This is a genomic window from Nostoc sp. GT001, assembly GCF_030382115.1.
Lineage (GTDB): Bacteria > Cyanobacteriota > Cyanobacteriia > Cyanobacteriales > Nostocaceae > Nostoc.
The window spans coordinates 3,713,722-3,734,467 of sequence record NZ_JAUDRJ010000003.1 but is presented as its reverse complement, the minus strand read 5'-3'; the positions used below and the strand labels follow the sequence as shown (position 1 = coordinate 3,734,467).

The 20,746-nt window shown below is 41.1% G+C and carries 16 protein-coding genes and 1 pseudogene; 8 read left to right on the top strand and 9 right to left on the bottom strand.

Annotation, left to right across the window (positions count from 1 at the left end; translation table 11 throughout):
- Positions 1-297 precede the first annotated feature (297 nt).
- Both QUD05_RS18960 and QUD05_RS18955 read left to right on the top strand, forming a co-directional pair.
- Complete coding sequence (locus tag QUD05_RS18960) at positions 298-1,629, top strand: P-loop NTPase fold protein (protein ID WP_289797424.1); 1,332 nt, start codon at positions 298-300, stop codon at positions 1,627-1,629.
- Positions 1,605-6,875, top strand: coding sequence for a WD40 domain-containing protein (locus tag QUD05_RS18955; RefSeq protein ID WP_289797423.1), 5,271 nt, complete (start codon positions 1,605-1,607; stop codon positions 6,873-6,875). The genes QUD05_RS18960 and QUD05_RS18955 overlap by 25 nt, the downstream gene beginning before the upstream one ends.
- A gap of 241 nt (positions 6,876-7,116) precedes the next feature.
- Here the strand turns inward: QUD05_RS18955 and QUD05_RS18950 are convergent, their stop codons facing one another.
- From QUD05_RS18950 to QUD05_RS18940, 3 genes are all read right to left on the bottom strand, one after another.
- Positions 7,117-8,028 carry an IS982 family transposase gene (locus QUD05_RS18950; protein ID WP_289797422.1) on the bottom strand — a complete coding sequence of 304 codons (912 nt, stop codon included), beginning with the start codon at positions 8,026-8,028 and terminating at the stop codon, positions 7,117-7,119.
- Positions 8,029-8,189: 161 nt separating this feature from the next.
- Positions 8,190-9,212 carry a DUF262 domain-containing protein gene (locus QUD05_RS18945; protein ID WP_289797421.1) on the bottom strand — a complete coding sequence of 341 codons (1,023 nt, stop codon included), beginning with the start codon at positions 9,210-9,212 and terminating at the stop codon, positions 8,190-8,192.
- A gap of 1 nt (position 9,213) precedes the next feature.
- The gene (locus QUD05_RS18940; RefSeq protein WP_289797420.1) at positions 9,214-9,825 is read right to left on the bottom strand and encodes a hypothetical protein; all 612 of its coding nucleotides are present in this window, start codon (positions 9,823-9,825) and stop codon (positions 9,214-9,216) included.
- A 401-nt stretch (positions 9,826-10,226) separates the two neighbouring features.
- Between QUD05_RS18940 and QUD05_RS18935 the strand changes: the two genes are divergently transcribed.
- The 4 genes from QUD05_RS18935 to psb35 all read left to right on the top strand — a co-directional run bounded on the left by QUD05_RS18935 (position 10,227) and on the right by psb35 (position 14,039).
- Positions 10,227-10,850, top strand: a complete 624-nt coding sequence (locus tag QUD05_RS18935) for a Uma2 family endonuclease (protein WP_289797419.1) — start codon at positions 10,227-10,229, stop codon at positions 10,848-10,850.
- Between the two features lie 586 nt (positions 10,851-11,436).
- A complete protein-coding gene (locus QUD05_RS18930) occupies positions 11,437-12,591 on the top strand; it encodes a KamA family radical SAM protein (RefSeq protein ID WP_289797418.1) in 1,155 nt (384 codons plus the stop codon).
- Between the two features lie 3 nt (positions 12,592-12,594).
- Positions 12,595-13,584: a D-alanine--D-alanine ligase family protein gene (locus QUD05_RS18925; RefSeq protein ID WP_289797417.1), complete on the top strand. Its 990-nt coding sequence runs from the start codon at positions 12,595-12,597 to the stop codon at positions 13,582-13,584.
- Positions 13,585-13,811: 227 nt separating this feature from the next.
- Complete coding sequence (gene psb35, locus QUD05_RS18920) at positions 13,812-14,039, top strand: photosystem II assembly protein Psb35 (RefSeq protein WP_289797416.1); 228 nt, start codon at positions 13,812-13,814, stop codon at positions 14,037-14,039.
- Between the two features lie 129 nt (positions 14,040-14,168).
- On the opposite strand, the gene QUD05_RS18915 is transcribed toward psb35, so the two are convergent.
- Positions 14,169-14,609 carry a Crp/Fnr family transcriptional regulator gene (locus QUD05_RS18915; protein WP_069074674.1) on the bottom strand — a complete coding sequence of 147 codons (441 nt, stop codon included), beginning with the start codon at positions 14,607-14,609 and terminating at the stop codon, positions 14,169-14,171.
- Positions 14,610-15,197: 588 nt separating this feature from the next.
- Between QUD05_RS18915 and QUD05_RS18910 the strand changes: the two genes are divergently transcribed.
- Together QUD05_RS18910 and QUD05_RS18905 are read left to right on the top strand one after the other, a co-directional pair.
- Entirely contained in the window at positions 15,198-15,872 is a 675-nt protein-coding gene (locus QUD05_RS18910) for a cadmium resistance transporter (protein WP_289797415.1), read from the top strand.
- A 231-nt stretch (positions 15,873-16,103) separates the two neighbouring features.
- Positions 16,104-16,787, top strand: a complete 684-nt coding sequence (locus QUD05_RS18905) for a pentapeptide repeat-containing protein (protein WP_502911400.1) — start codon at positions 16,104-16,106, stop codon at positions 16,785-16,787.
- Positions 16,788-17,300: 513 nt separating this feature from the next.
- On the opposite strand, the pseudogene QUD05_RS18895 reads toward QUD05_RS18905, so the two are convergent.
- The 5 genes and pseudogenes from QUD05_RS18895 to QUD05_RS18875 form a co-directional block, all read right to left on the bottom strand.
- Positions 17,301-18,986, bottom strand: a pseudogene (locus QUD05_RS18895) (SulP family inorganic anion transporter).
- Between the two features lie 116 nt (positions 18,987-19,102).
- Entirely contained in the window at positions 19,103-19,261 is a 159-nt protein-coding gene (locus tag QUD05_RS18890; protein WP_289800151.1) for a hypothetical protein, read from the bottom strand.
- A 142-nt stretch (positions 19,262-19,403) separates the two neighbouring features.
- Positions 19,404-19,565 (bottom strand): hypothetical protein, encoded by a 162-nt coding sequence (locus tag QUD05_RS18885; RefSeq protein WP_289794484.1) that lies wholly within the window; start codon positions 19,563-19,565, stop codon positions 19,404-19,406.
- 195 nt (positions 19,566-19,760) lie between these two features.
- A complete protein-coding gene (locus QUD05_RS18880) occupies positions 19,761-20,033 on the bottom strand; it encodes a hypothetical protein (RefSeq protein WP_289794483.1) in 273 nt (90 codons plus the stop codon).
- 129 nt (positions 20,034-20,162) lie between these two features.
- Complete coding sequence (locus QUD05_RS18875) at positions 20,163-20,570, bottom strand: transposase family protein (RefSeq protein ID WP_289795575.1); 408 nt, start codon at positions 20,568-20,570, stop codon at positions 20,163-20,165.
- Between the last annotated feature and the right edge of the window lie 176 nt (positions 20,571-20,746).

The following is a 20,746-nucleotide window of genomic DNA, read 5'->3' as shown; positions in this document are numbered from 1 at the left end:
ATGAGCGAACAGACAGATTGTACTTAAAAGTACCTTTTTTGGTCTGGGATATTTTTAATATTCATAAGAGTACCTTATTCCATATGAGATATTTCTGCCATTTATACTTATAGAAGTATTTCTACTTAGTTAAAATCGAATGTCACCATTGCGGTGTGCTATATAAAACGTAGATATGAAAAATCAACCAGAATGCTGTTAATTTAGTTAGTAATTAAGGCAGATGTACTTAAATTGACAGATCAATTGCCGAAAAAAATTTTGTCATCTTTTATTCTTAAATGAACTCCATTAGTTATGCTCCTAGATTTAGAAAGATTTTATCAGGCTTGCAATCCGAGCAGACCTCTAATTATAGGAAACCCTAGCGATCGCAGGTACTATATCGATTTTGCTGCGGTGCGGGGTGGCAAAATTATCGAAGCTTTGCAGCGGACGATCGCTAAAATATCGCCGGATATCCCAACCTGTCAACTATTTACCGGACATCTCGGCTGTGGAAAATCAACGGAGTTATTGCGCCTGAAAGCTGAGTTAGAAGTGCAGCAATTTCATGTAGTTTATTTTGAGTCTACCCATGTCTTAGAAATGGCCGATGTGGATGTGACTGATATTTTGTTAGCGATCGCTGGACAGGTGAGTGAAAGCCTAGAACCGATGAAAATTAGGCTCAAGCCTCGCTACTTTAGCAAGTTGTTTGGTGAAGTTGTGGATTTCTTGCAGACGCCAATTGACGTTGGGGTAGAAGCAGAGTTGTCTGTAGGGATTGCCAAAATTACAGCTAAAACAAAAGAAAGTCCCCAATTGCGGCGGCGGTTAAGAGATTATCTAGAACCACGAACCGCAAATATTTTACAGTCAATTAATCAAGAATTACTAGAACCTGCCACCAAGGAACTGAAAGCCAGGGGTAAAAGAGGATTGGTGGTAATTGTTGATAACTTGGATCGAGTCGCAATTCGACCTTTACCATCAGGGCGATCGCTGCCAGAATATTTATTTATTCAACGGGGCGAACAATTACGCAAACTGAATTGTCATGTAGTCTACACTATTCCCCTAGCCTTGACTTTCTCCAACGATAGCGCCGAACTTCAGCATCGTTTAGGCGGTGGAGTCGCACCAAAAGTTTTACCGATGATACCTGTGCGTTTGCGCTCTGGCGAGATTTTTCCGCAAGGGCTAGCAATGATGCGGCAAATGGTGCTAGCTAGAGCTTTTCCAGACATTTTACCTAGCGATCGGTTAGGCTTAATTACAGAGGTGTTTGATAGTTTAGAAACCTTAGATCGATTGTGCCTAATGAGTGGTGGTCATGTCCGCGACTTACTAGGTTTACTGTTTGACTGTTTGCGAGAACAAGATCCACCCTTTGAGCGGGAATGTGTCGAACTGGTGATCCGAAGACAGCGCGATTACCGAGCTAACGCTATCGACCCCCATGAGTGGGAACTAATCTTTCAGGTGGTGCAACAGCAACGAGTTAGAGGTGATATAGAATACCATACCCTTTTGCGAAGTCTATTTGTATTTGAATACCGCGATCATCAGGGAGCTTGGTTTGCCGTCAACCCAGTTTTAGCAGAGACGGAAAAATTTAAATCATGGTTGAACGACACTCACAAGTAGATATAACAGCAGCTAATGAGCGGGCTTTACGGAGTTTGGGGAGAGCAATTACCCTTTCTAGCGGTCAATTTTCCTTGGTTTTGGTGTGCTGCAATTATCGAGTTTTGCAAGAACTTATGCTGCAACGACTCGAAGAAATCTCTTCAGGAGTACACCACATTCAAAAGGTAATTCTGCCGCATAATGCCAGAAGTCTTTATACAAGTATTCATTTACAACTACTAACCGAAGCTAATCCACCATCGGCGTTGATGATTTTGGGTTTAGAGTCAGTAGATGGACTCGACGATTTTCTGAGGTCTGTTAATCATATTCGGGATGAATTTCGCAAACGCCACCCATTTCCGATGATTGTCTGGATGAATGAGGAAGTGTTGCAAAAGGTAGTCCGTTTAGCACCAGATTTTGCTAGTTGGGCGGCGACACCGATTCGGTTTGAAATGACAACTCAATCACTGCTGGAATTTCTGCAACAGGAAACTGACTCTTTATTTGCTACGGTGTTAGCAAACGATGCTGCACAACACCAACCTCCTCAACTTGCAAAGCATTATTCCACTGTCGAGCAAGTCTGGGAACATAGCTATGAACTCCACTTTGCGATAAAAGAGTTGCACAATCGTGGTATTACCTTAGAGCCAGAATTACACGCTAGTTTAGAATTTGTTTTTGGTCTAGATAATTATATTAGCGATCGCATCAATACAGGTTTAAGCCATTTTCAGCAAAGCTTGCAAGTTTGGCAAAAGTTGGCAGAGACGGTGGGAGCAGCACTTCGGCTACGCTCAGTGACCGGGGAGCAGGGGAGCAGAGGGGCAGAGGAGCAGAGGGGTAGGGGAGCAGGGGAGCATACTTCTCTACGAGAGGCTGCGCCAACGACTACGCTCAGTAACCGAGGGAGCGGGGGAGATGAGGGGGTATTCTCTTCGTCTACGCCTCCTAATCGTCCATCTCCCCTACTGCTGCGACAGGGAATTTTGCTGTTTTATATTGGGTTGTGTTATTGCCGTTTTGCAGAGCAAAATCAAACAGAAAACCGCCGCCATTGGTACACTGCTAAATCTTATTTTCAGCAATGCTTGCATATCTTACAGGTGGCTGGGCGTTTAGATATAGTTGCTGGATTTATTAATCAACTTGCTGAGGTTTTGCAATATCTGCAAGAGTGGGAAGAATTGCAGACAGTTGCTCAAAAGTCTTTGGAATTACATCAAACTTATGGTACTCAAATCCAATTAGCTTGTGACTACGGTTTTCTGGCACAGGTGGCTGTGGAGCAGTCGCGGTGGGTACAGGCGAGTATCTTAGCACACGTATCGCTACTAAAATTAGGGGAGGCGCAAAAGCAGAACGACCCTTATAACTGCTTATTTCCATTATTATTGGCGCAAACTTACTATTTAGTATTGGCGAAAGCACAGCGAAATATCGGTGAGCTAGTAATCGCTCGTGAATACTTAGATAAGGCGACAAAAGAACTACCAGCAGCATTAGAAAACAGTGCCCATCAATACGATGCCCATCGTTATATTCGCTTATTGCGGAGACTGCGATCGCTCTACTTTGAAGAAGGACGATATTTAGAAGCCTATTACATTCGACAGAAACGGCGTTCTGTTGAGCAGCAGTATGGTTTTCGGGCTTTTATTGGGGCAGGACGTTTGCAACCCCAAAGACAGGCGACAAACCCAGCATTAATGTCACCTTCTGGGAGTAGCAGTGTTGCTCTAGAAATTGCGGCTTCTGGTCGAGAGCGTGATATTAATAACTTAATTGGCAGAATTAGCCGCGCCGATCAAAAATTGACGGTGATTCACGGTCAATCGGGGGTAGGTAAGAGTTCCACCGTAACGGCGGGTTTAGTTCCAGCACTGCAAAATCGAGCCATTGGCGATCAAATAGCCGTACCTGTGGTACTACAAGTTTATACCGATTGGGCACGGGAATTAGGGAAATCTTTAAGTGAAGCGATGTCTAGTGATGCATCCCTGGCGATTTACGCTGATATTGAGCTAGAAGCAACCATTGAACCGGAGGCTTTGCCTTACTCTGGCACACCGTTCACCATTGGTGGAATTTTACAACAACTCCAAGAGAATGCCGATCGCCATTTGATCACAGTTTTAATTTTTGACCAGTTTGAAGAATTTTTCTTTGGTTATAGCGATCGCAATCAAAAGCAAGAGTTTGATAAATTTATCAGCGATTGTCTCAATATACCCTTTGTCAAAGTCATTCTTTCCTTGCGAGAAGATTATTTACATCGTTTATTAGATTTTAAACATCTTTCGGCACTGGAAGCGATTAACAATAATATTCTCGACAAGCATATTCGTTACCAGTTAAATAATTTTTCGCCGGAATATGCAAAAGCAATTATCCAAAAATTGACAGAGCGATCGCAGTTTAATTTAGAACCCGCTTTAATTGATGCCTTAATCGAAGATTTATCCACAGAATTTGGAGAAGTCCGCCCCATTGAATTACAAGTTGTGGGCGCACAAATTCAAGATGAACGCATTACTACCTTAGAAGAATATCAACCATATAGACCTAACAAACTGATCGAGAGATATCTTAAGGAACTGATTAAAGACTGCGGCCCAGAAAATGAACGAGCCGCGTTACTCGTCTTATACTTATTAACAGATGAAAGTAACAACCGACCTTTTAAAACTCGTGCTGAGTTAGCGGCGCAGCTATCAGAATTAGAAGATGCTGACAAATTAGAGTTAGTCTTAGAAATTTTAGTTAGCTCCGGTTTAGTGGTACTATTCCCTGATGTACCAGAACGCTATCAACTGATTCATGATTATTTAGTAGATTTGATTCGCTACCTGCAACAACAAGAATCGAGCTTACAGGTACAACTAAATCAGTTGCGCTACAAAGTAGAACAAAGTAAAGCTGAGATTGAGCGACTGAAAAGCGAACTTAGTCAAAATAAGCAGCGTTCCAAATTGGTAGCTCCTCATCCGCAACAGGGATTAGACTTATTAACGGAATTGCGAGAATTACACAAACGGGAAGAATTAAGTCAGTTAGAAATTGAGCAATTACGAGCTGAACTTAAAGAAAAAGAGTTAACAGCTAAACTTGCAGAAAGTCAAAAGAAACAAAGACTTAGTGAAGCTCAATTAAATCGTTCGCTGAAAATTGCCCTCACAGCTTCCGTTCTCGCCATCTTGGGATTAAGTGTTTCTATCGTCACAGCAGTAGATAGCGAAATTAAAACCCTCAGTGCATCCAGTGAAGCCCTCTTTGCTTCGCAAAAAGGTATTGATGCTTTAAAAGAAAGTTTAAAAGCAGGGAGAAAATTACAACAAACAGTCTGGGTAGATTCCTATACAAGAGAGCAAGTACAGACGGCACTTTATCAAGCAGTTTCAGGGGTCAGAGAATATAACCGTTTGGACGGGCATATATCTGGGGTAAATAGTGCTACATTCAGTCTTGATCGCTCCTTAATTGCCTCAGCCAGTGCGGATAATACAATTAAACTCTGGCTTCCTGATGGTAGCTTAGTTAAAACCTTGTCGGGGCATGAGGATGTAGTTAATAGCGTCAGTTTCAGCCCAGATAGTCAAATCATTGCTTCCGCCAGTCAAGACAAGACGATAAAACTTTGGAGTCGAGAGGGTCAACTGCTTGCTACCTTATTAGGGCATCAGGGTGTGGTGAATAGTGTGAGTTTCAGCCCAGATGGCCAGATTATTGCTTCAGCGAGTACAGACAAAACAGTGAAACTGTGGAGTCGCGATGGTAAGCTGCTCAAAACCTTGCAGGGACATAATGGTGCAGTCTTGAGTGTCGCTTGGTCAGCCGATGGTCAAACCTTAGCTTCTGGGAGTGCTGACAAGACGGCGAAACTGTGGAGTCGCGATGGTAAACTGCTCAAAACCTTGCAGGGACATGAGGATGCAGTTAAAAGTGTCGCTTGGTCGCCCGATGGGAAAATAATTGCTTCTGCTAGTTTAGACCAGACAATCAAGCTGTGGAATGTTGAGGGGAAGCTACTGCGAACCTTATCGGGCCATAGTGCTGGAGTTACCAGCGTCAGTTTTAGCCGTGATGGTAACACGATGCCTACGGCGGGCTACGCCTACGCTTCCGCAAGTACTGATGAGACAATCAAACTCTGGAGTTCTGAGGGTGTGTTGCTGGGAACCCTGAAGGGACATAATAATTGGGTTAACAGTGTCAGCTTCAGCCCAGATGGTCGCACCCTGATTTCCGCCAGTCGGGACAAAACTATTAAACTTTGGCATTGGGACGATGTGTTACTGCGAAAGCCCAAAGCCGATAATGATGACTGGGTAACTAGCATCAGTTTTAGCCCAGGCGATCGCACCTTAGCAGCAGCAAGCCGAGACAAAACTGTAAAACTTTTTAGTCGAGATGGTAAACTACTGCGTATATTGACGGGGCATCAGGGTCAAGTTTGGGGTGTAGATTGGTCGCCCGATGGTCAAGTAATTGCCTCGGCTAGTAAAGATAAAACAGTAAAACTTTGGAGTGGTGACGGTCAACTGCTCAACACCTTACAGAGTCATAATGATACCGTCTTGAGTGTAGCTTGGTCGCCCGATGGTCAAGTAATTGCCTCGGCTAGTAAAGATAAAACAGTAAAACTTTGGAGTCGCAACGGTAAACTACTTAACACCTTGCAGGGACATCAAGAAGCGGTGAATTGGGTAAGTTTTAGCCCAGATGGCAAGTTGTTAGCTTCAGCTAGCGATGATAAAACCGTGAAAATCTGGAGTTTAGATGGTAAATTGCTATACACGTTAACTGGTCATAGCCGTCGGGTGAATGGGGTTGCTTGGTCGCCTGATGGTCAAAGCATTGCCTCAGTTAGTCTTGATAGCACAGTGAAGATTTGGAATCGAGACGGGAAACTGTTAAATAATCTTGCGGGCGATGGCGATAGTTTTATCAGTGTCAGTTTTAGCCCCGATGGCAAGACTTTGGCAGCTAGCAGTGATGACAAAGTGAGGATTTGGAACCGAGAAGGAACGTTGCTGATAGCTTTGAAAGGTGATAAAGATGAGTTAACCAGCGTCAGTTTCAGCCATGACGGCAAGACTCTGGCTGCGGGTAGTGGTAATGGCACAGTAATTTTCCGAGATTTAACAGATATCGAACTGGATAAATTACTGGCACAGGGTTGCAATTTGCTACATGATTATTTGCAGACTAACCAGAAAGTAATTAAAAGCGATCGCGCCTTGTGTTCTGGTAGGTGATGGCGTATTAGATTATCGAATTTACTTTTTACTTTTGCCTTATTCTACTAATGTGTTTACTAGTTCAATTTAATGTACATTCTATAAAAATGAACTTTACAACGTTCGCTAATTTAACGTGAGTTCGACTGTTAGAAAAAGCCGAAAAGCTTGCTAGATATAAAGCGCGAGAAACAGGGCACTAAGGAGCGATGCCTGCGGCGGGCTGCGCCTACGCTAAGATTACGTGAGTTCAACAGAACTAAAAAATGGCAGGAGGTAGAGCAGGCAAATCTTTTGGGTAAATATCAATCGAAGGTTTTTTAGGCAAATAGGTATAAGCAGTTAAACCGGCCATCAGATTAACCAAAAAGTTAAATGGACTACGATGACGAGAGTGTTCGATTTGACAGATGTTTTTTAGATGGTCATTAACTGACTCAATTACAGCACGTTTGCGTAATAGAATCTTATCAATCAGTTTTACCAAACGATTTTTCATTTTCTTCTTAGATTTTGTGACTAACTGCAACCCTCGTTCATATAGCTCCTTAAATAATTTTTGAGAGATATATCCTCTGTCACCAAACAGTTTACCAATCAAATCCTTAGTCATATCTGGGACTGGTTTTCGGTCGTCTACATTTGCTGGGGTTAGTGAAAACGCGAGTAATTCTCCACAATCATTAATAATTAAATGAAGCTTGAATCCAAAGTGCCAGCCGAGAGAATTTTTGCCCCATTTAACTAATCCTTTAAACACTTTGTGAGAATGTGCCCTACAGTTATGACAAACATTAATTGGGGTGGAATCGATAAAGCTAATCCCAGTAATTTCTCCTGTACGTGTATGTAAAAAGCAACATAATAGCATTAAACACCAGGGCATCAGTTCCACAAACCGAGTATAGCTGACCAGATTTGGAAATGCTTCACGCCAACTTGTCAGCACATGCATGGTATAGAATTCCTTGAAAGTCTTATATCCACTGCCATGAAATGCGATGACTATTGTCATCACTTCTGATAAATGCATTCGGGAATTGCTGCGCCTTTCTCCTGTTGTCGATGGCAATTGTGGTACTTGCCGCCAGAGATTTTCCCATTGGTTACAGAAATCATCTACGTCGCAGAAAATTTGGGTGATGTCGAGGCGAGATACAATGGTAGACATAGCCGAGACCCTTGTTTTTGTTAGATATTCTTAGTCTCGGCATTTTTTTGTGACTTTTTTGCCACTTCTCAATCAATCGTAGTGATCGCCTTTTTGTATGCTCAGTTAAGCAAATTCATACATAGCAAGCTTTTTGCGCTTTTCTATCCGTCGAACTCACGTTAATTTACATTCATACTTTCTTCTAAAATTTTATTTATAACTTGACCGCGAACATTACGTCCTTTTCTGCTAGCAGTACCTTGATGTGTATAATAATAATATTGAGCAAGCATATTTTTAGATACATCTTCTTTCTTATTTATATTTAGTTCTTCTTCTAAAGATTTTAAAGCATGAGCTAAAGTTTGATCTTGAGGCAAATAACCATACTTGTTTTTAATTTTTATTAATTCAATCATTAAAGTAAACAAACTAGACTTCTTTATCCACAAACTATCTGGAGGGAGATTAGACCCAATTATTAATTTAGATGCTTCGTTAAAATTAGTAGACATTAAATTTTTATTTGGATATTCATTATTATACTTTTCTACATAGGTCTTTACTTCTTTATCACTAGTAAAATAACCGCCTTCTTCTATTGTTGACATAATTAGCAACACATATTCCAGGTCTTTCATCCGAGAAAATTCACCTTCACTAAATACCTCTAAACTTGTAAAAAGAGCATTATTTTCTAGAATATCTTTAGCAGTTGTAATGAACTCTCCTTCGTATAAGGAATTGCTAATTTCTATCGCATTTAGTGCGTATTGTACAGAGTTTATTCTCTTAAAAACTTCTCTAATTTCACTTTCAGGAATTCTTCCTAAATCTCTGACGACAACTGTATAATCAAAAAAATCTGTTTTTTCTTGTGTAGACAATTTTTCAAACTTACTAATATTTTTGATAGTAAATTCTGGTGATGCTGTGACATATTGGTAGATTGTACTTAATCTTTGTTGACCATCTACGACAAGTGTTTTTGATGTTTGAATATCAAGATCAATTTCACCATCAGCGAGATATATTTCAGGAAAAGGGAGTTTTAATAAAATTGTTTCTATAAATTTTTCTTTATGTGCATCATTCCATACAAGCTTTCTTTGAAAAGATGGAGCAAGTATTAAAGTACCAGTTTTCATCATATTGAATAAATCTAAAACTTTTTTATTAGTTGCAATACCATTTTTGCTCATTTTAAACATCCTCCTGTCTCAGATTTTTTATATTCTGCATATGATATTTTTCAAACAGATCGGAATTATAATAAATACCACCTGCGATTTTTTGGGGTGTATATTTATAAGAGATTGATTTAAAATATTCAAACCACTCATTGGTACGAGAATATTTAAATGGAAATAAATCTGGTCTTAGCCACCCTTTAAAAAAATATTTTAAAAACTTTTCATATCTTTGTTCTTCTCTCTTAGTTCTAGATACCAAATTTATGTCGAAATCATATAACTCTGACCAAAATTTTTCAAAAATTTCTCTAGATATAATAGCTATATCTATATCTGATTCTTCAGAAAAAGAATTCCATAATTTACTTGGAGCTATACTAAATCCTAATTTAGATGAACCGACCATCAGTACACATTCTGGTCTTTCTTCAAAATGAGTAGCAATTTCGTGTTTGAGGTCAAAATATTTACCTTCATCATTTTTAAAAACATAAGGTGTACCATGTATTATATATTTTTGAACAATTATTTTCTCTGTTAGAGAGTAATCACGTAATGCTGTTTTGAATATATCAATCTTTTGATTAATATGGCTTTGGTCAATTATTAAAGTCTGCCACATAGAGTATTTTATTTAATTAACATAACTTGAGTCAAGTTTTTATAGCTAAAAAATACATATATTAAATGCTCAAATCTACTAAGTCAATCAGTGTATATACTTGAATAAATGGTGATTTAATTTTTTAGCTTTGTTAGTCCGAACAAAAGACAACAGAAGTTATAAACTATTAATAGCCACAGAATACAATCGGATAATTAAAATAGGTATTTTCACAAAAAGGCGATCGCACTACACTCACCAATTGCGTAGGCGTAGCCCATCGTAGACATCGCCTTCCATTACCCAAACTCAAGCCGTTGTTTCAGAACTACGGCAGGAAAATCAGCCAAAACTAATATACAAAGCTGTAGATATTGGTAGCATTGAGTGAAGTACCCGTCAGCAAGGGAGCGAGGGCGATGTACGCAACCGTCACACAACCACTGACTTTTGAAGAGTTTCTTGCCTGGGACGATGGTTCAGGCAGAGAGTTTGAGCTATCGGATGGAATTCCCGTGCCATTATCAGAACCAAATGCAAATCATGAGGATTTGATCGAGCGACTGTGTACCTACTTAGAAAACCACTGCCAAGAAAATGACCTGCCTTACGTGTCGCGCCAGTCCAAGCAGGTTCGGCTCAAAACAGCACTAGGCGAAAAGGAAAAAAGCCGGAAAGCAGATATTGTCATATTTGCAAGAGTTGAATGGCAGAGGATGAAAACTAGCTCTAGTTCTGCTGCTGCATATATTCCACCACCGGGAATCATTGAGGTCGTTAGCAACAACTGGAAGGACGACTATCTGACAAAACTTGCTGAATATGAGGACTTGGGCGTTTTTGAGTACATCATTGTGGACTATGCTGCTTTTGGTGGCATTCGGTTCATTGGCTCTCCCAAGCAGCCAACGATTACAATCTACCAACTTGAAGATGGAGAGTATTTACCCCCAAAGGTGTTTCGAGGACAGGATCGAATTGATTTTAAATTGTTTCCGAACATTGCCTTAACGGCTGAAAAGATTTTTGCAATGAGTCGCTGATTAGCAACGACGATTTTTAGCTACCACTAACTAACTAACTAACTAACTAACTAACTAACTAACTGCTTTCTGTCTTAGCTAATGTCGAAGCCGTCAGTTTAACTTTTGGCGGCTTGACATTTTCTATTATTGGAATTTATGGAGGATTTTCTGACATCACTCAAATTCACACAACACTTTGAGCAGATGCAGCGTGCGATCGCACCCCAAAAAATCCTTACATAATTAAATATGCGACATTGGTGTATGTATTAATACGACACAACAACACGGAAAGCCGATGGCCTCAAGCTAACAAAGACAATGAAAGAGCGATCGCTATTATCACAGCACAAGTATTTCCTGTATAGGAAAATACTTCTCGTGAACCTGGAAGTAGATTTTTTTATTTTACCTAAAAATCTAAGTAAACATACTAGTACACTGTAACGGAAATTTGCTTACCCTTAACAAGGGGTTTGAGTAGGGCAATTTATGAATTGCTTCTACTTACTTGTATGCTTAATTGAGATGGTAGCTGGATTTGCGTCGCACTCTACTAGGCTGTGATTAGTTTATTATTCTTAGTTTAATTTAGTTCTAAATCATGATCAAAAACACTATTCTAGATCCTCTAGTAACTGATATTCGGTGTGAAGAAATTTGTCAGATTTTGGGAGAGACTTACAACCAGGAACGCTGGAACGATTGGCGCTGGCAAATGCGGCATCGGTTGACTAAGCTGGAACACTTTCAGAAGTTATTAAGGCTTAGTGCTACCGAAGAACAGGGACTTTTAATTGCACCAGAAAAGTTTGCTGTAGCCGTAACTCCATACTTTGCATCGCTACTTGATCCAGAAGATCCGCTTTGTCCATTACGGTTACAAGTGATACCACGGCAAGAAGAACTAATAGTTAGTTCAGCAGACATGGTAGATCCATGCGGTGAGGATAATGACACTCCAGTACCAGGACTCGTACACCGCTATCCTGATCGAGTGTTGCTGCTTGCCCTAGATAGTTGCGCCGCTTATTGCCGTTACTGCACCCGCTCTCGTTTGGTGAGCCAAGGTGAGATGTACCCAGTAACGCGACGGTTAGATGCGATCGCTACTTACTTAGAGGAACACACCGAGATCCGTGACGTGCTAATTTCCGGTGGCGATCCTCTATTGATGGCTGATGAACCTTTAGACAATTTGCTTAGGCGGCTGCGTGCCATTAAGCATATTGAATTTATCCGCATTGGTTCTCGTGTGCCGAGTTTCTTACCGCAGCGAATTACACCAGAACTGGTTGCCTTGCTTCGTAAACATCGTGTGTGGCTATCTTTGCACTTTTGTCATGTGCGGGAACTTACCCCAGAAGTCGCACAAGCTTGCGATCGCCTCGCTGATGGCGGCATTCCTCTAGGCAGTCAAACTGTGCTGTTAAAAGGTGTGAATGATTCTGAAAAAGCCCTGAAGAATCTGTTTCACGGTCTTCTCAAACTGCGTGTGCGACCTTATTATCTTTATCAATGCGACCCTGTTGTTGGTACTGGACATCTGCGAACAAGTGTGCAAACTGGGCTTGATTTAATTTCTAAATTGCGTGGTCATACTACTGGCTACGCTGTACCAACCTATGTAATTGATGCCCCTGGTGGTGGTGGCAAAGTCCCAATTCAAGCCGAAACTCTAGTTGCTTATGAGAATGGGACAGCTACAGTGCAAAATTGGGCGGGTAAGACGTACACCTATACAGATCCAGTGGAGTAGACTATGGGGTTATTCATTGGACTATGTTATGACCTGAAGGCGGACTATCTTCAGGCTGGTTTCAGTGCCTCTGAGGTGATGGAGTTTGACGATGAAGAAACTATCATCGGGCTGGAAACTGCACTATTGCAGTTAGGTCATCAGGTTGAACGTGTTGGCAATGGTAGAGAACTTGCTCTGCGTTTGGCAAAAGGCGATCGCTGGGATTTGATTTTCAATATTGCTGAGGGTTTAAAGGGTCGTTCTCGTGAAGCTCAAGTCCCGGCAATCTGCGAATTATTCGCTCAACCTTACACCTTTTCCGATCCGCTTACCTGTGCCCTGACGTTAGACAAAGCACTAGCTAAAAGAGTAGTTCGCGATCGCGGTTTGCCGACAGCTCCCTTTGAGGTCGTAAATACTACCGCAGAAGCAGCAGCTGTGTCGCTGCCAATGCCACTTTTCCTCAAACCTATGGCGGAAGGCAGTTCTAAAGGGGTAACTGGTCGTTCTCTTGTCAAAGAACGCGAGGAACTAGTAAATACTTATCAAGCGTTACACGAACTTTTTCAGCAACCAATACTCGTAGAAACCTTTCTTCCTGGTAGAGAAGTAACAGTAGGCATTGTTGGCAACGGTAGTAACTCACGGGTAGTAGGTGTGATGGAAGTAATTTTTACAGGAAAAGTAGAAGCCTTCGCCTATACTACCCTCAACAAAGATGAGTATCTAGAACGGGTATCTTATCGTTTACTTATAGATCCTGAACCACTGGCAGCACAGGCAAAGCAATTGGCGCTGGATGCTTACCATACTCTTGGTTGCCGTGATGCTGCTCGCGTGGATCTGCGCTGCGATGCTAGTGGTGTATTACAGTTTATGGAGCTTAACCCATTGCCAGGGCTAGATCATATCCGCTCAGACTTGCCAATGATAGGACGTTTGGGTGGTGTGACATACACTGAAATCATTGCTGAAATAGTCGAGTCTGCATGGCAAAGATATAAATGCTGATTGAAGAAGAATTCAGGAGTCAGAATCAAGACGCTCGTGACGTTCGTTCGCGTAGCGTGTCGCAGACAAGTTTTAAATCCCTTACCCTTTTCCCTTTCCCCAGCCCTCCCCTCTGCCCTTTTTTATGCAATATGAAGTTGCTCAAACTAAACTACAGAGGGATGTTAGGTGATACGCTCATCTTATAGTGTGTTAAATACTGTTACCTAACTGTGGAGAATATACTCATGAATTTATTATTTATGCAAACAGCAGCACCAGCTATAGATGCTGGCCCTCATTTTCCTGTTGCTTTTACCTTGGTGTATGTCGTTGGTTTTATTGCTGCTGTCACCATTGGGTCAATAGCTTGGTACAACTCGAAACGCCCCGCAGGTTGGGAAAGCAAAGAACGTCCTGATTTTGTGCCTAAAGTTGATAAAGAAGAAACTCCAGGTCTGGGTGAACCTAAGTAATAAGCAGTGATGAGTGCTGAGTTTAATAATCAAACTTACAGCAGTTTTCATTTTTTATTTTGAACCACATTTTACATTATCCAGAACCCTTGTAGAGACGTAGCACTGCTATGTCTCTACAATTGTCTATTAACTCCGCAAAGAAGTTACATTCATATCGTCGTTCAATCTGCGAATCAGACGGGATAACTCACGAATGATATTCACCGCAATTTCGGGAGTTTCTTCGATCGCATCATATAGTTGCTCTTGCGTCAGTTCTAAAAATTCACAAGGTTCCAGAGTCGTGGCAGTGGCAGATCGAGGTTGAGTATCAAATACTGCCATCTCACCAAAATATTTTCCCTGTTCCACCTCTGCCAACTGTTTATTCCCAATGTGAACTTTAACTCGACCGGAGACGACAATATAGAGCGATCGCCCTTCTTCTCCCTGTCGAAAGATGGTGTAATTAGCTGGGAATGACAATTCGTTCATCACTGAAGTGAGCCGCACAATAAAATCATCCCGCAATTCCTTAAAAATCGGGACTCGCCGGACAAATAATAAACGGTCAACACTGGTTAGCATAATTACAAGTTAAAAATCCAACATTACTGAACATCTCAAAACTGAAGTCAGAGGGCGATTAGTCATATTACCGATGTTGAATGCTAGCCGTCAAGGATATCCGAGCCTTTACCATCTGACAAGGGTTCTCTTCAATCAGAGCGAGCGCATAGAAGTTTCTCAAACAATAGCTCAGTATTCAATACTACTCGTTTTGTGCATTTTGAACTCAGAATTTGGTTTAGGGAAAAGGTTAAAGGTTTTTTCTTTCCCTTTTCCCCTTATGAGTGTCAATGGGTACAAAGCCCAAAACATCTAGTAATTTTGTCAATCACTTCTATTTATCATTTTAAAAAACAAGAGTATTTGCTCTTATTTGGCTGAAAGCCATAATATTGACTTCATGAGCTCCCAAGGTACCTTGCTGAGAAAAAAATCACCAATTTGATTGGANGGCGATGCCTCTAAAAATTGGGTAATTGGCTGATAAATAACGAATATCGATCGGTTGTCGTTAGAAAAACAGTCACAAAATTGCCTAACCTGCCCTCACATCGAGAAGCAGAGAGGACTAAGACAAACAGCATTGAATTACTGTGAGCAACAATTATGGCTTGGCTAATTAGTACATTATTGATTGGAATCTCTGTCGCTTTTGCAACTACCTTTGACGACAACTTATATTTGACGGCTTTCTTCGGGAAGGTCAATCGGAACTTTCGTCCTAAGCATATTGTTATCGGTGAATTTCTGGGATTTACTACCTTAGTATGCGCCAGTCTCCCTGGTTTCTTCGGCGGTCTGCTCATTCCCAGCAGTTGGATTGGTTTACTAGGTTTACTTCCCATCACTATTGGTATCAGTAATCTCATCAGTCGAGAAGAGGAAGGAGAGACAGTGCAAGCTGTGTCAGTTGACTTAAACTCTCCTGTAAAATCTGGACGCCAGAAGAAATCACTATTTGCAACCATCCGCGATCCTCAAACTTACCGTGTTTCTGCTGTCACCATTGCCAATGGAGGAAACAACATTGGAATTTATGTACCGTTGTTTGCCACTAGTAATCTTCCAAGTTTGGGTGTAATTCTGTGTGTTTGCTATTGCACTGTTGGGATGTGGTGCTTACTCTCTTACAACCTGACTCGTAATCCTCTGATGACTCCCGTTTTAACTCGCTACGGTCGCAAAATCTTCCCCTTTGTCTTAATTTACTTGGGACTCTCTATCTTAATTAAAAGTGAAACATATCGACTTTTACCTAGTCTGGCAATGCTTGGGAACTAAGTATGAGGCGATCGCCCCCCTCCAGTGGATGCTCTACGCGATCGCAATTCCTGAATGTAAGCAAACAAATCAGCGATCGGTTCCCATCCAAGTAAAGATTTTTCAATCACTTGAATTTATCAATATGAATAACAATAATATTTGCTCTTATCAATCAAGTTATCTAAAGTGAAAATAAAGCACATTATCGATGGCTCTTATAAAAGCAAGCCCACCAATAGGAATCAGATTATGAAGGAACTAATGAATCAATCAAACTCTAAAAAATTAACTCAGTGGTTCGTAAAAGCAGTGTTTCTGGTAGTTTTAGCGGGATTTACTCTGCTTATCCAGCCCAGTGCTAAAGCACAAACACTAGCTCCATCTGTACCTACGGAATCTGAACTAGCTCCAGTTGAATCACCAATGGAGTCTGTAACCGCACCAGCAATATCTCCAGTTGTATCGCCAATAGAGCCTGTGACAACACCAGTCATATCACCGATTGTATCGCCAATAGTGTCTGTAGCAGACAACGTTAGACATTTATTACAAACCAATGAATGTGTCGGCTGTAACCTCGCTGGGGCAATGTTAAAAGACGCAAACCTGCAAGCAGCAAACTTGGAAGGTGCTAACTTACAAAATGCAGACTTAGAAAGGGCTAACTTGCAGCAAACAAACTTACAAGGGGCTAACTTTCAAGGAGCAGATTTAGGCAAGGTAAACCTTTGGGGAGCAAACCTGGTGGGAGCAAACCTTTTTGATGCAGACTTAGAGAAAGCCAACCTCTTGGGAGCAAATCTGCAATCCGCTAACCTACAAAACGCAGACTTGGAAAATACAAATCTGACAAATGCAAACATCCAGGGAGCTAACCTGATGGGCGTTGATTTGGACGATGCAATTAGACCGGAAGGATTCGCTATTCAGTAATTAAACTGAAGTTCTCCGTGCGAGTTGAATAAAAAATATCAAAAGCCTGATTCAGCAATGAATACAGGCTTTAACTAATTCGTAATAAACGTAGATGCAAAGGGGCTTGCCGCTAGGTTAGTACAGAGACGTAGAGAACGCAGAGAGAGGAGAAATAGAGAGGATGTTTAAAAAGTTTTTTTGGTAAGCTAATCAGCATTTAAGTTGCATAATCAGGGCGGGCAAGATGCCCACCCCACAGGATATTGAGAAAATTTTCATCTGCAAATTAGATGAACCTATCCCACTAATAATATCTGTGCTACAAAGCTTAAGCTTATTGAGAACTGAAAACGAAAAATCAAGGTTTTCAAGCACATTTTACGAAAAGAACTAGGGATTTTTACAATAGTGGGATAGGTTCATGTGTTTTAGCTTAACATCAAAGCCTCTTCTCAGAAGGAAAGAGGTTTCGAGAGGGCTTTCTAGGATATTTTGCGACTTTTCAAACATTCTCTTAATGGCAAAATATTTTCAGTCAATCAATTCCAGCAATTCTTTTGTTTTCAAATCAGCTGCTACAGGTTGAGAACATGCAATCTGAGGAGAGATAGAGCAAATCGCCTCTGTGGTTGTTTCAAAACAATTTGATAACCCAATTGTATTTAACAATCCTGTACGTTCTAGTAGTTGTTGGACTTCGGGTTGTAAACCTGTGAGAATTAATCGGCAATTGTGCCGTTCCAAGTCATGATAAATATCTTCTAAGGCTACTAATCCAGTTGTGTCCATATTGGGTACAAATCGCAACCGCAAAATTAAATATTTCACTTCCGGTTCATCGCGGAGGAAAGTAGCAAATCGTTCAGCAGCACCAAAAAACACGGGGCCATCTACCCGATAAACGGCAATTTCCTTACCTAATTCCAAAGGAGTACCAGGGGGAAATACTTCGGTTTCAGGTATTTTAACTAAACTTAAATCGCTCATCCGTTTAATGAACAAGGCTCCAGCTGCAATCAATCCCACTTCGACAGCGAGAACTAAGTCAAACAAGATTGTCACTAGCCAGGTGAGAATCATCACCGCAAAGTCGGAGTAGGTAGCACGCATCAATAAACCAATGGCTTCCCATTCAATCATTCGCAGGCTCACCACCATCAGAATGCCAGCAAGTGCAGCTAAAGGAATCTGTGCTGCTAGGGGTGCTAAAGTTAAAACGATGATGGCTAAGGCAAGACCGTGAATTACTCCAGATAGTCGGGTTTTGCCACCAGAACGGACATTTACAGCAGTCCGAGCGATCGCACCTGTGGCAGGAATGCCACCAAAAAATGGCACAATCATATTAGCCAAACCTTGACCAATTAATTCGCGATCGCTATTATGTTTCTCGCTAACCGTCATGCCATCAGCCACTACCGCCGATAGCAACGATTCAATACTCCCCAGTGCAGCTAAAGCCAAAGCCGGATTAATTAGTTCTCGAATCAAGCCAAAATTATTCCAATGGGGAATACCTTGAGGCATCGGTAAAGATTGGGGAATCGTGCCAATTGTTGGTACATTTAGATGGAAAGAAGAAGCGATCGCAGTTGCTAACACCAGTCCTACTAAAGAACCTGGTATTGTCGTATTAATTCTGGGCTACAAAACATTGGTTGCAATCACCACTACAGCTAAAGCAACCGCCGCCCAATTTAGAGCTTCTACATGAGTTAGACTTTGCCACAATCCCGGCAAAAAATGTTCGCTACGTGGTAATTTTAAACCAAAGAAATTATTTAACTGACCACAAAAAATAATGACGGCAATACCATTAGTAAAACCTGCCGTCACCGGATAGGGAATAAACTTTACTAACTGTCCAAGTTTGGCAACCCCCAAGGCAATCTGGATAATTCCAGCCATCACCCCAGCAATCCAAACTTTCTCAAGGCCGTACTTGGCGACAATTCCCACCAAAATCACAGCCATTGCACCTGTTGGCCCTGTAATCTGTACTGACGAACCACCAAAAACTGCTGCGACAATTCCCGCCACAATCGCGGTGTAAAGTCCCGCCTTTGGTTCTACACCACTGGCCACCGCAAAGGCTAAAGCTAAAGGCAATGCTACTACTGCTGCTGTTAGTCCTCCCGTGAAATCGCCACGAAGTCCACTAAACAAGCGATTCAAACGTAAAAGCTGTGGTTCTTTGAGGATATTAGATATTGCCATATCGTCATTTTCAATTCTTATACACAATTTGTTGAAGCACACACAAATGTTATTCCATCTTTTCGGTAAATTTCATCAGGGTTGCCGAGAATTCCCTGATTGCATATGGGTTTTGGTTAAAGTTCGCCTATTTGCTGATTAATCAAAACGCAGGCTTGCTTGACATAATGGATATATTGTGTATTGTATGGTGTGCGATCGCTACAAAGTTCTTTAGCAGGACGACGGCTGGTAGGTTTAAAGCTCTGCGTGTTTTGGCAGATAAGCTCGAACATGGGGAAGTAAGCATTGGTGTTAACTTAAGCCGAAAACTATATCGGACAGGCTTTTTGCAAATCCCTCACGCCCTCATCCCCTAACCCCCTTCTCCCAAGGGAGAAGCAGGGTGGATTAATTGTCGGGAGAGAAAAAGTTTTCTCACTCGACCATTGGACTCACAGGCATTGGGCAAAAGGAGTCGGAGTGGTCAAATAGCGCATCAAAAATCATTTGAAGTTGGTTAGCCATCAGCCTTAACGCTTCGGGAAGAGTCCGACAATTTAACTGACGAGCCAGGGAAACTAAAAACTGTCTGACCATCGCCCAATTAGCTGGTGAAAAACCGCCAGTATGAATACAGTTATCTTCATTTAAAGTTACATCCTTGACCCAATGAAGTTGATTTTCAATTGACCAATGACCACGAATAATCTCCGCGAATTCTGAAGCTGAATAATTTCAGCTACTTAAATAAAAGTGTTGTTCATGATAGTCAACAATCTGGCGACGACAATTCTATCCTTGAGGTCGAGTTCCATATCTGTTAACCTCAATTAAACTTTTAGCGCCAACCCAATCAGGTAGTGACTCAAATGGAATTGGATAGACTTTGACTTGACGAGTAGTCTTTCGTCCATGTAAATTTTCATCATGGTAATTGGTATCGATAGCGATTGAGGATTCAGCTAGCTCAGTAGCTACTTTCAGGAGATTTGGCTGGTTTCTTTTAATAGTAATAATGTAGTCATTTTCTCCCTCGATAATCAGCTCAACAGTTTTTTTTGGCAATGTAGTGCATCGGCTGTAATCACGATATGATGCCCATAAAGCTTTTTAATTAGCTCTTCTACCACACTAATCTCACTGTTTTTGTTATTTTCCATAGCTTGATGTCTGATTACCCATCCTTGCTGATGACTATAAACTGAAAACTGAAACGATACTCACAAAGTTTTGATAGGATTGATTTCCCCCGGTTACAGTACTTTTAATACATTTCCCATCGATGGCAAATAATTCTTTGAAATTAATTGGCAAACTCTTTTCTGCCCAGACGTTAAACAGTTCAGCTAATATCTGAAAATCAATTGACATCATAATATTTCTGAATGTTGATGCTGACGGAAATTGAATATCTGGAGATAAATCTAATAATTTGATTAGAGATAATCGATGATTTTTTGTGAACTCAGCTAAAGGTTTATACCCCCAATATCCTGTACAACTACCTAACAAAACTATAGTTAGTATTATCCAAAGTCTATGTCTAATACCTCTAGCATGTCGATAATCGGGAACCCCTTGGATTGCTTCGATTAAATTCATTCCTAACTTTCCTCTGGGAGAACCGTGTTTTTCTTAAGGAATCATCCTTCTATGTTATATTTTCTCTCTCGACAATTAATCCACCCTGCCTTCTCCCAAGGGAGAAGGGGAATTGAATGTCTAGCTCCCTCTCCCATCCGTGATCTACCGTGTATACACAAGTCGGATGTAAAGTA

Bases quoted from the DNA above. Each gene is read 5' to 3' on its own strand.
- QUD05_RS18960 (WP_289797424.1), top strand. From the start codon at position 298: ATGCTCCTAGATTTAGAAAGATTTTATCAGGCTTGCAATCCGAGCAGA.
- QUD05_RS18955 (WP_289797423.1), top strand. From the start codon at position 1,605: ATGGTTGAACGACACTCACAAGTAGATATAACAGCAGCTAATGAGCGG.
- QUD05_RS18950 (WP_289797422.1), bottom strand. From the start codon at position 8,028: ATGTCTACCATTGTATCTCGCCTCGACATCACCCAAATTTTCTGCGAC.
- QUD05_RS18945 (WP_289797421.1), bottom strand. From the start codon at position 9,212: ATGAGCAAAAATGGTATTGCAACTAATAAAAAAGTTTTAGATTTATTC.
- QUD05_RS18940 (WP_289797420.1), bottom strand. From the start codon at position 9,825: ATGTGGCAGACTTTAATAATTGACCAAAGCCATATTAATCAAAAGATT.
- QUD05_RS18935 (WP_289797419.1), top strand. From the start codon at position 10,227: ATGTACGCAACCGTCACACAACCACTGACTTTTGAAGAGTTTCTTGCC.
- QUD05_RS18930 (WP_289797418.1), top strand. From the start codon at position 11,437: ATGATCAAAAACACTATTCTAGATCCTCTAGTAACTGATATTCGGTGT.
- QUD05_RS18925 (WP_289797417.1), top strand. From the start codon at position 12,595: ATGGGGTTATTCATTGGACTATGTTATGACCTGAAGGCGGACTATCTT.
- psb35 (WP_289797416.1), top strand. From the start codon at position 13,812: ATGAATTTATTATTTATGCAAACAGCAGCACCAGCTATAGATGCTGGC.
- QUD05_RS18915 (WP_069074674.1), bottom strand. From the start codon at position 14,609: ATGCTAACCAGTGTTGACCGTTTATTATTTGTCCGGCGAGTCCCGATT.
- QUD05_RS18910 (WP_289797415.1), top strand. From the start codon at position 15,198: ATGGCTTGGCTAATTAGTACATTATTGATTGGAATCTCTGTCGCTTTT.
- QUD05_RS18905 (WP_502911400.1), top strand. From the start codon at position 16,104: ATGAAGGAACTAATGAATCAATCAAACTCTAAAAAATTAACTCAGTGG.
- QUD05_RS18890 (WP_289800151.1), bottom strand. From the start codon at position 19,261: ATGTTCGAGCTTATCTGCCAAAACACGCAGAGCTTTAAACCTACCAGC.
- QUD05_RS18885 (WP_289794484.1), bottom strand. From the start codon at position 19,565: ATGGTCAGACAGTTTTTAGTTTCCCTGGCTCGTCAGTTAAATTGTCGG.
- QUD05_RS18875 (WP_289795575.1), bottom strand. From the start codon at position 20,570: ATGAATTTAATCGAAGCAATCCAAGGGGTTCCCGATTATCGACATGCT.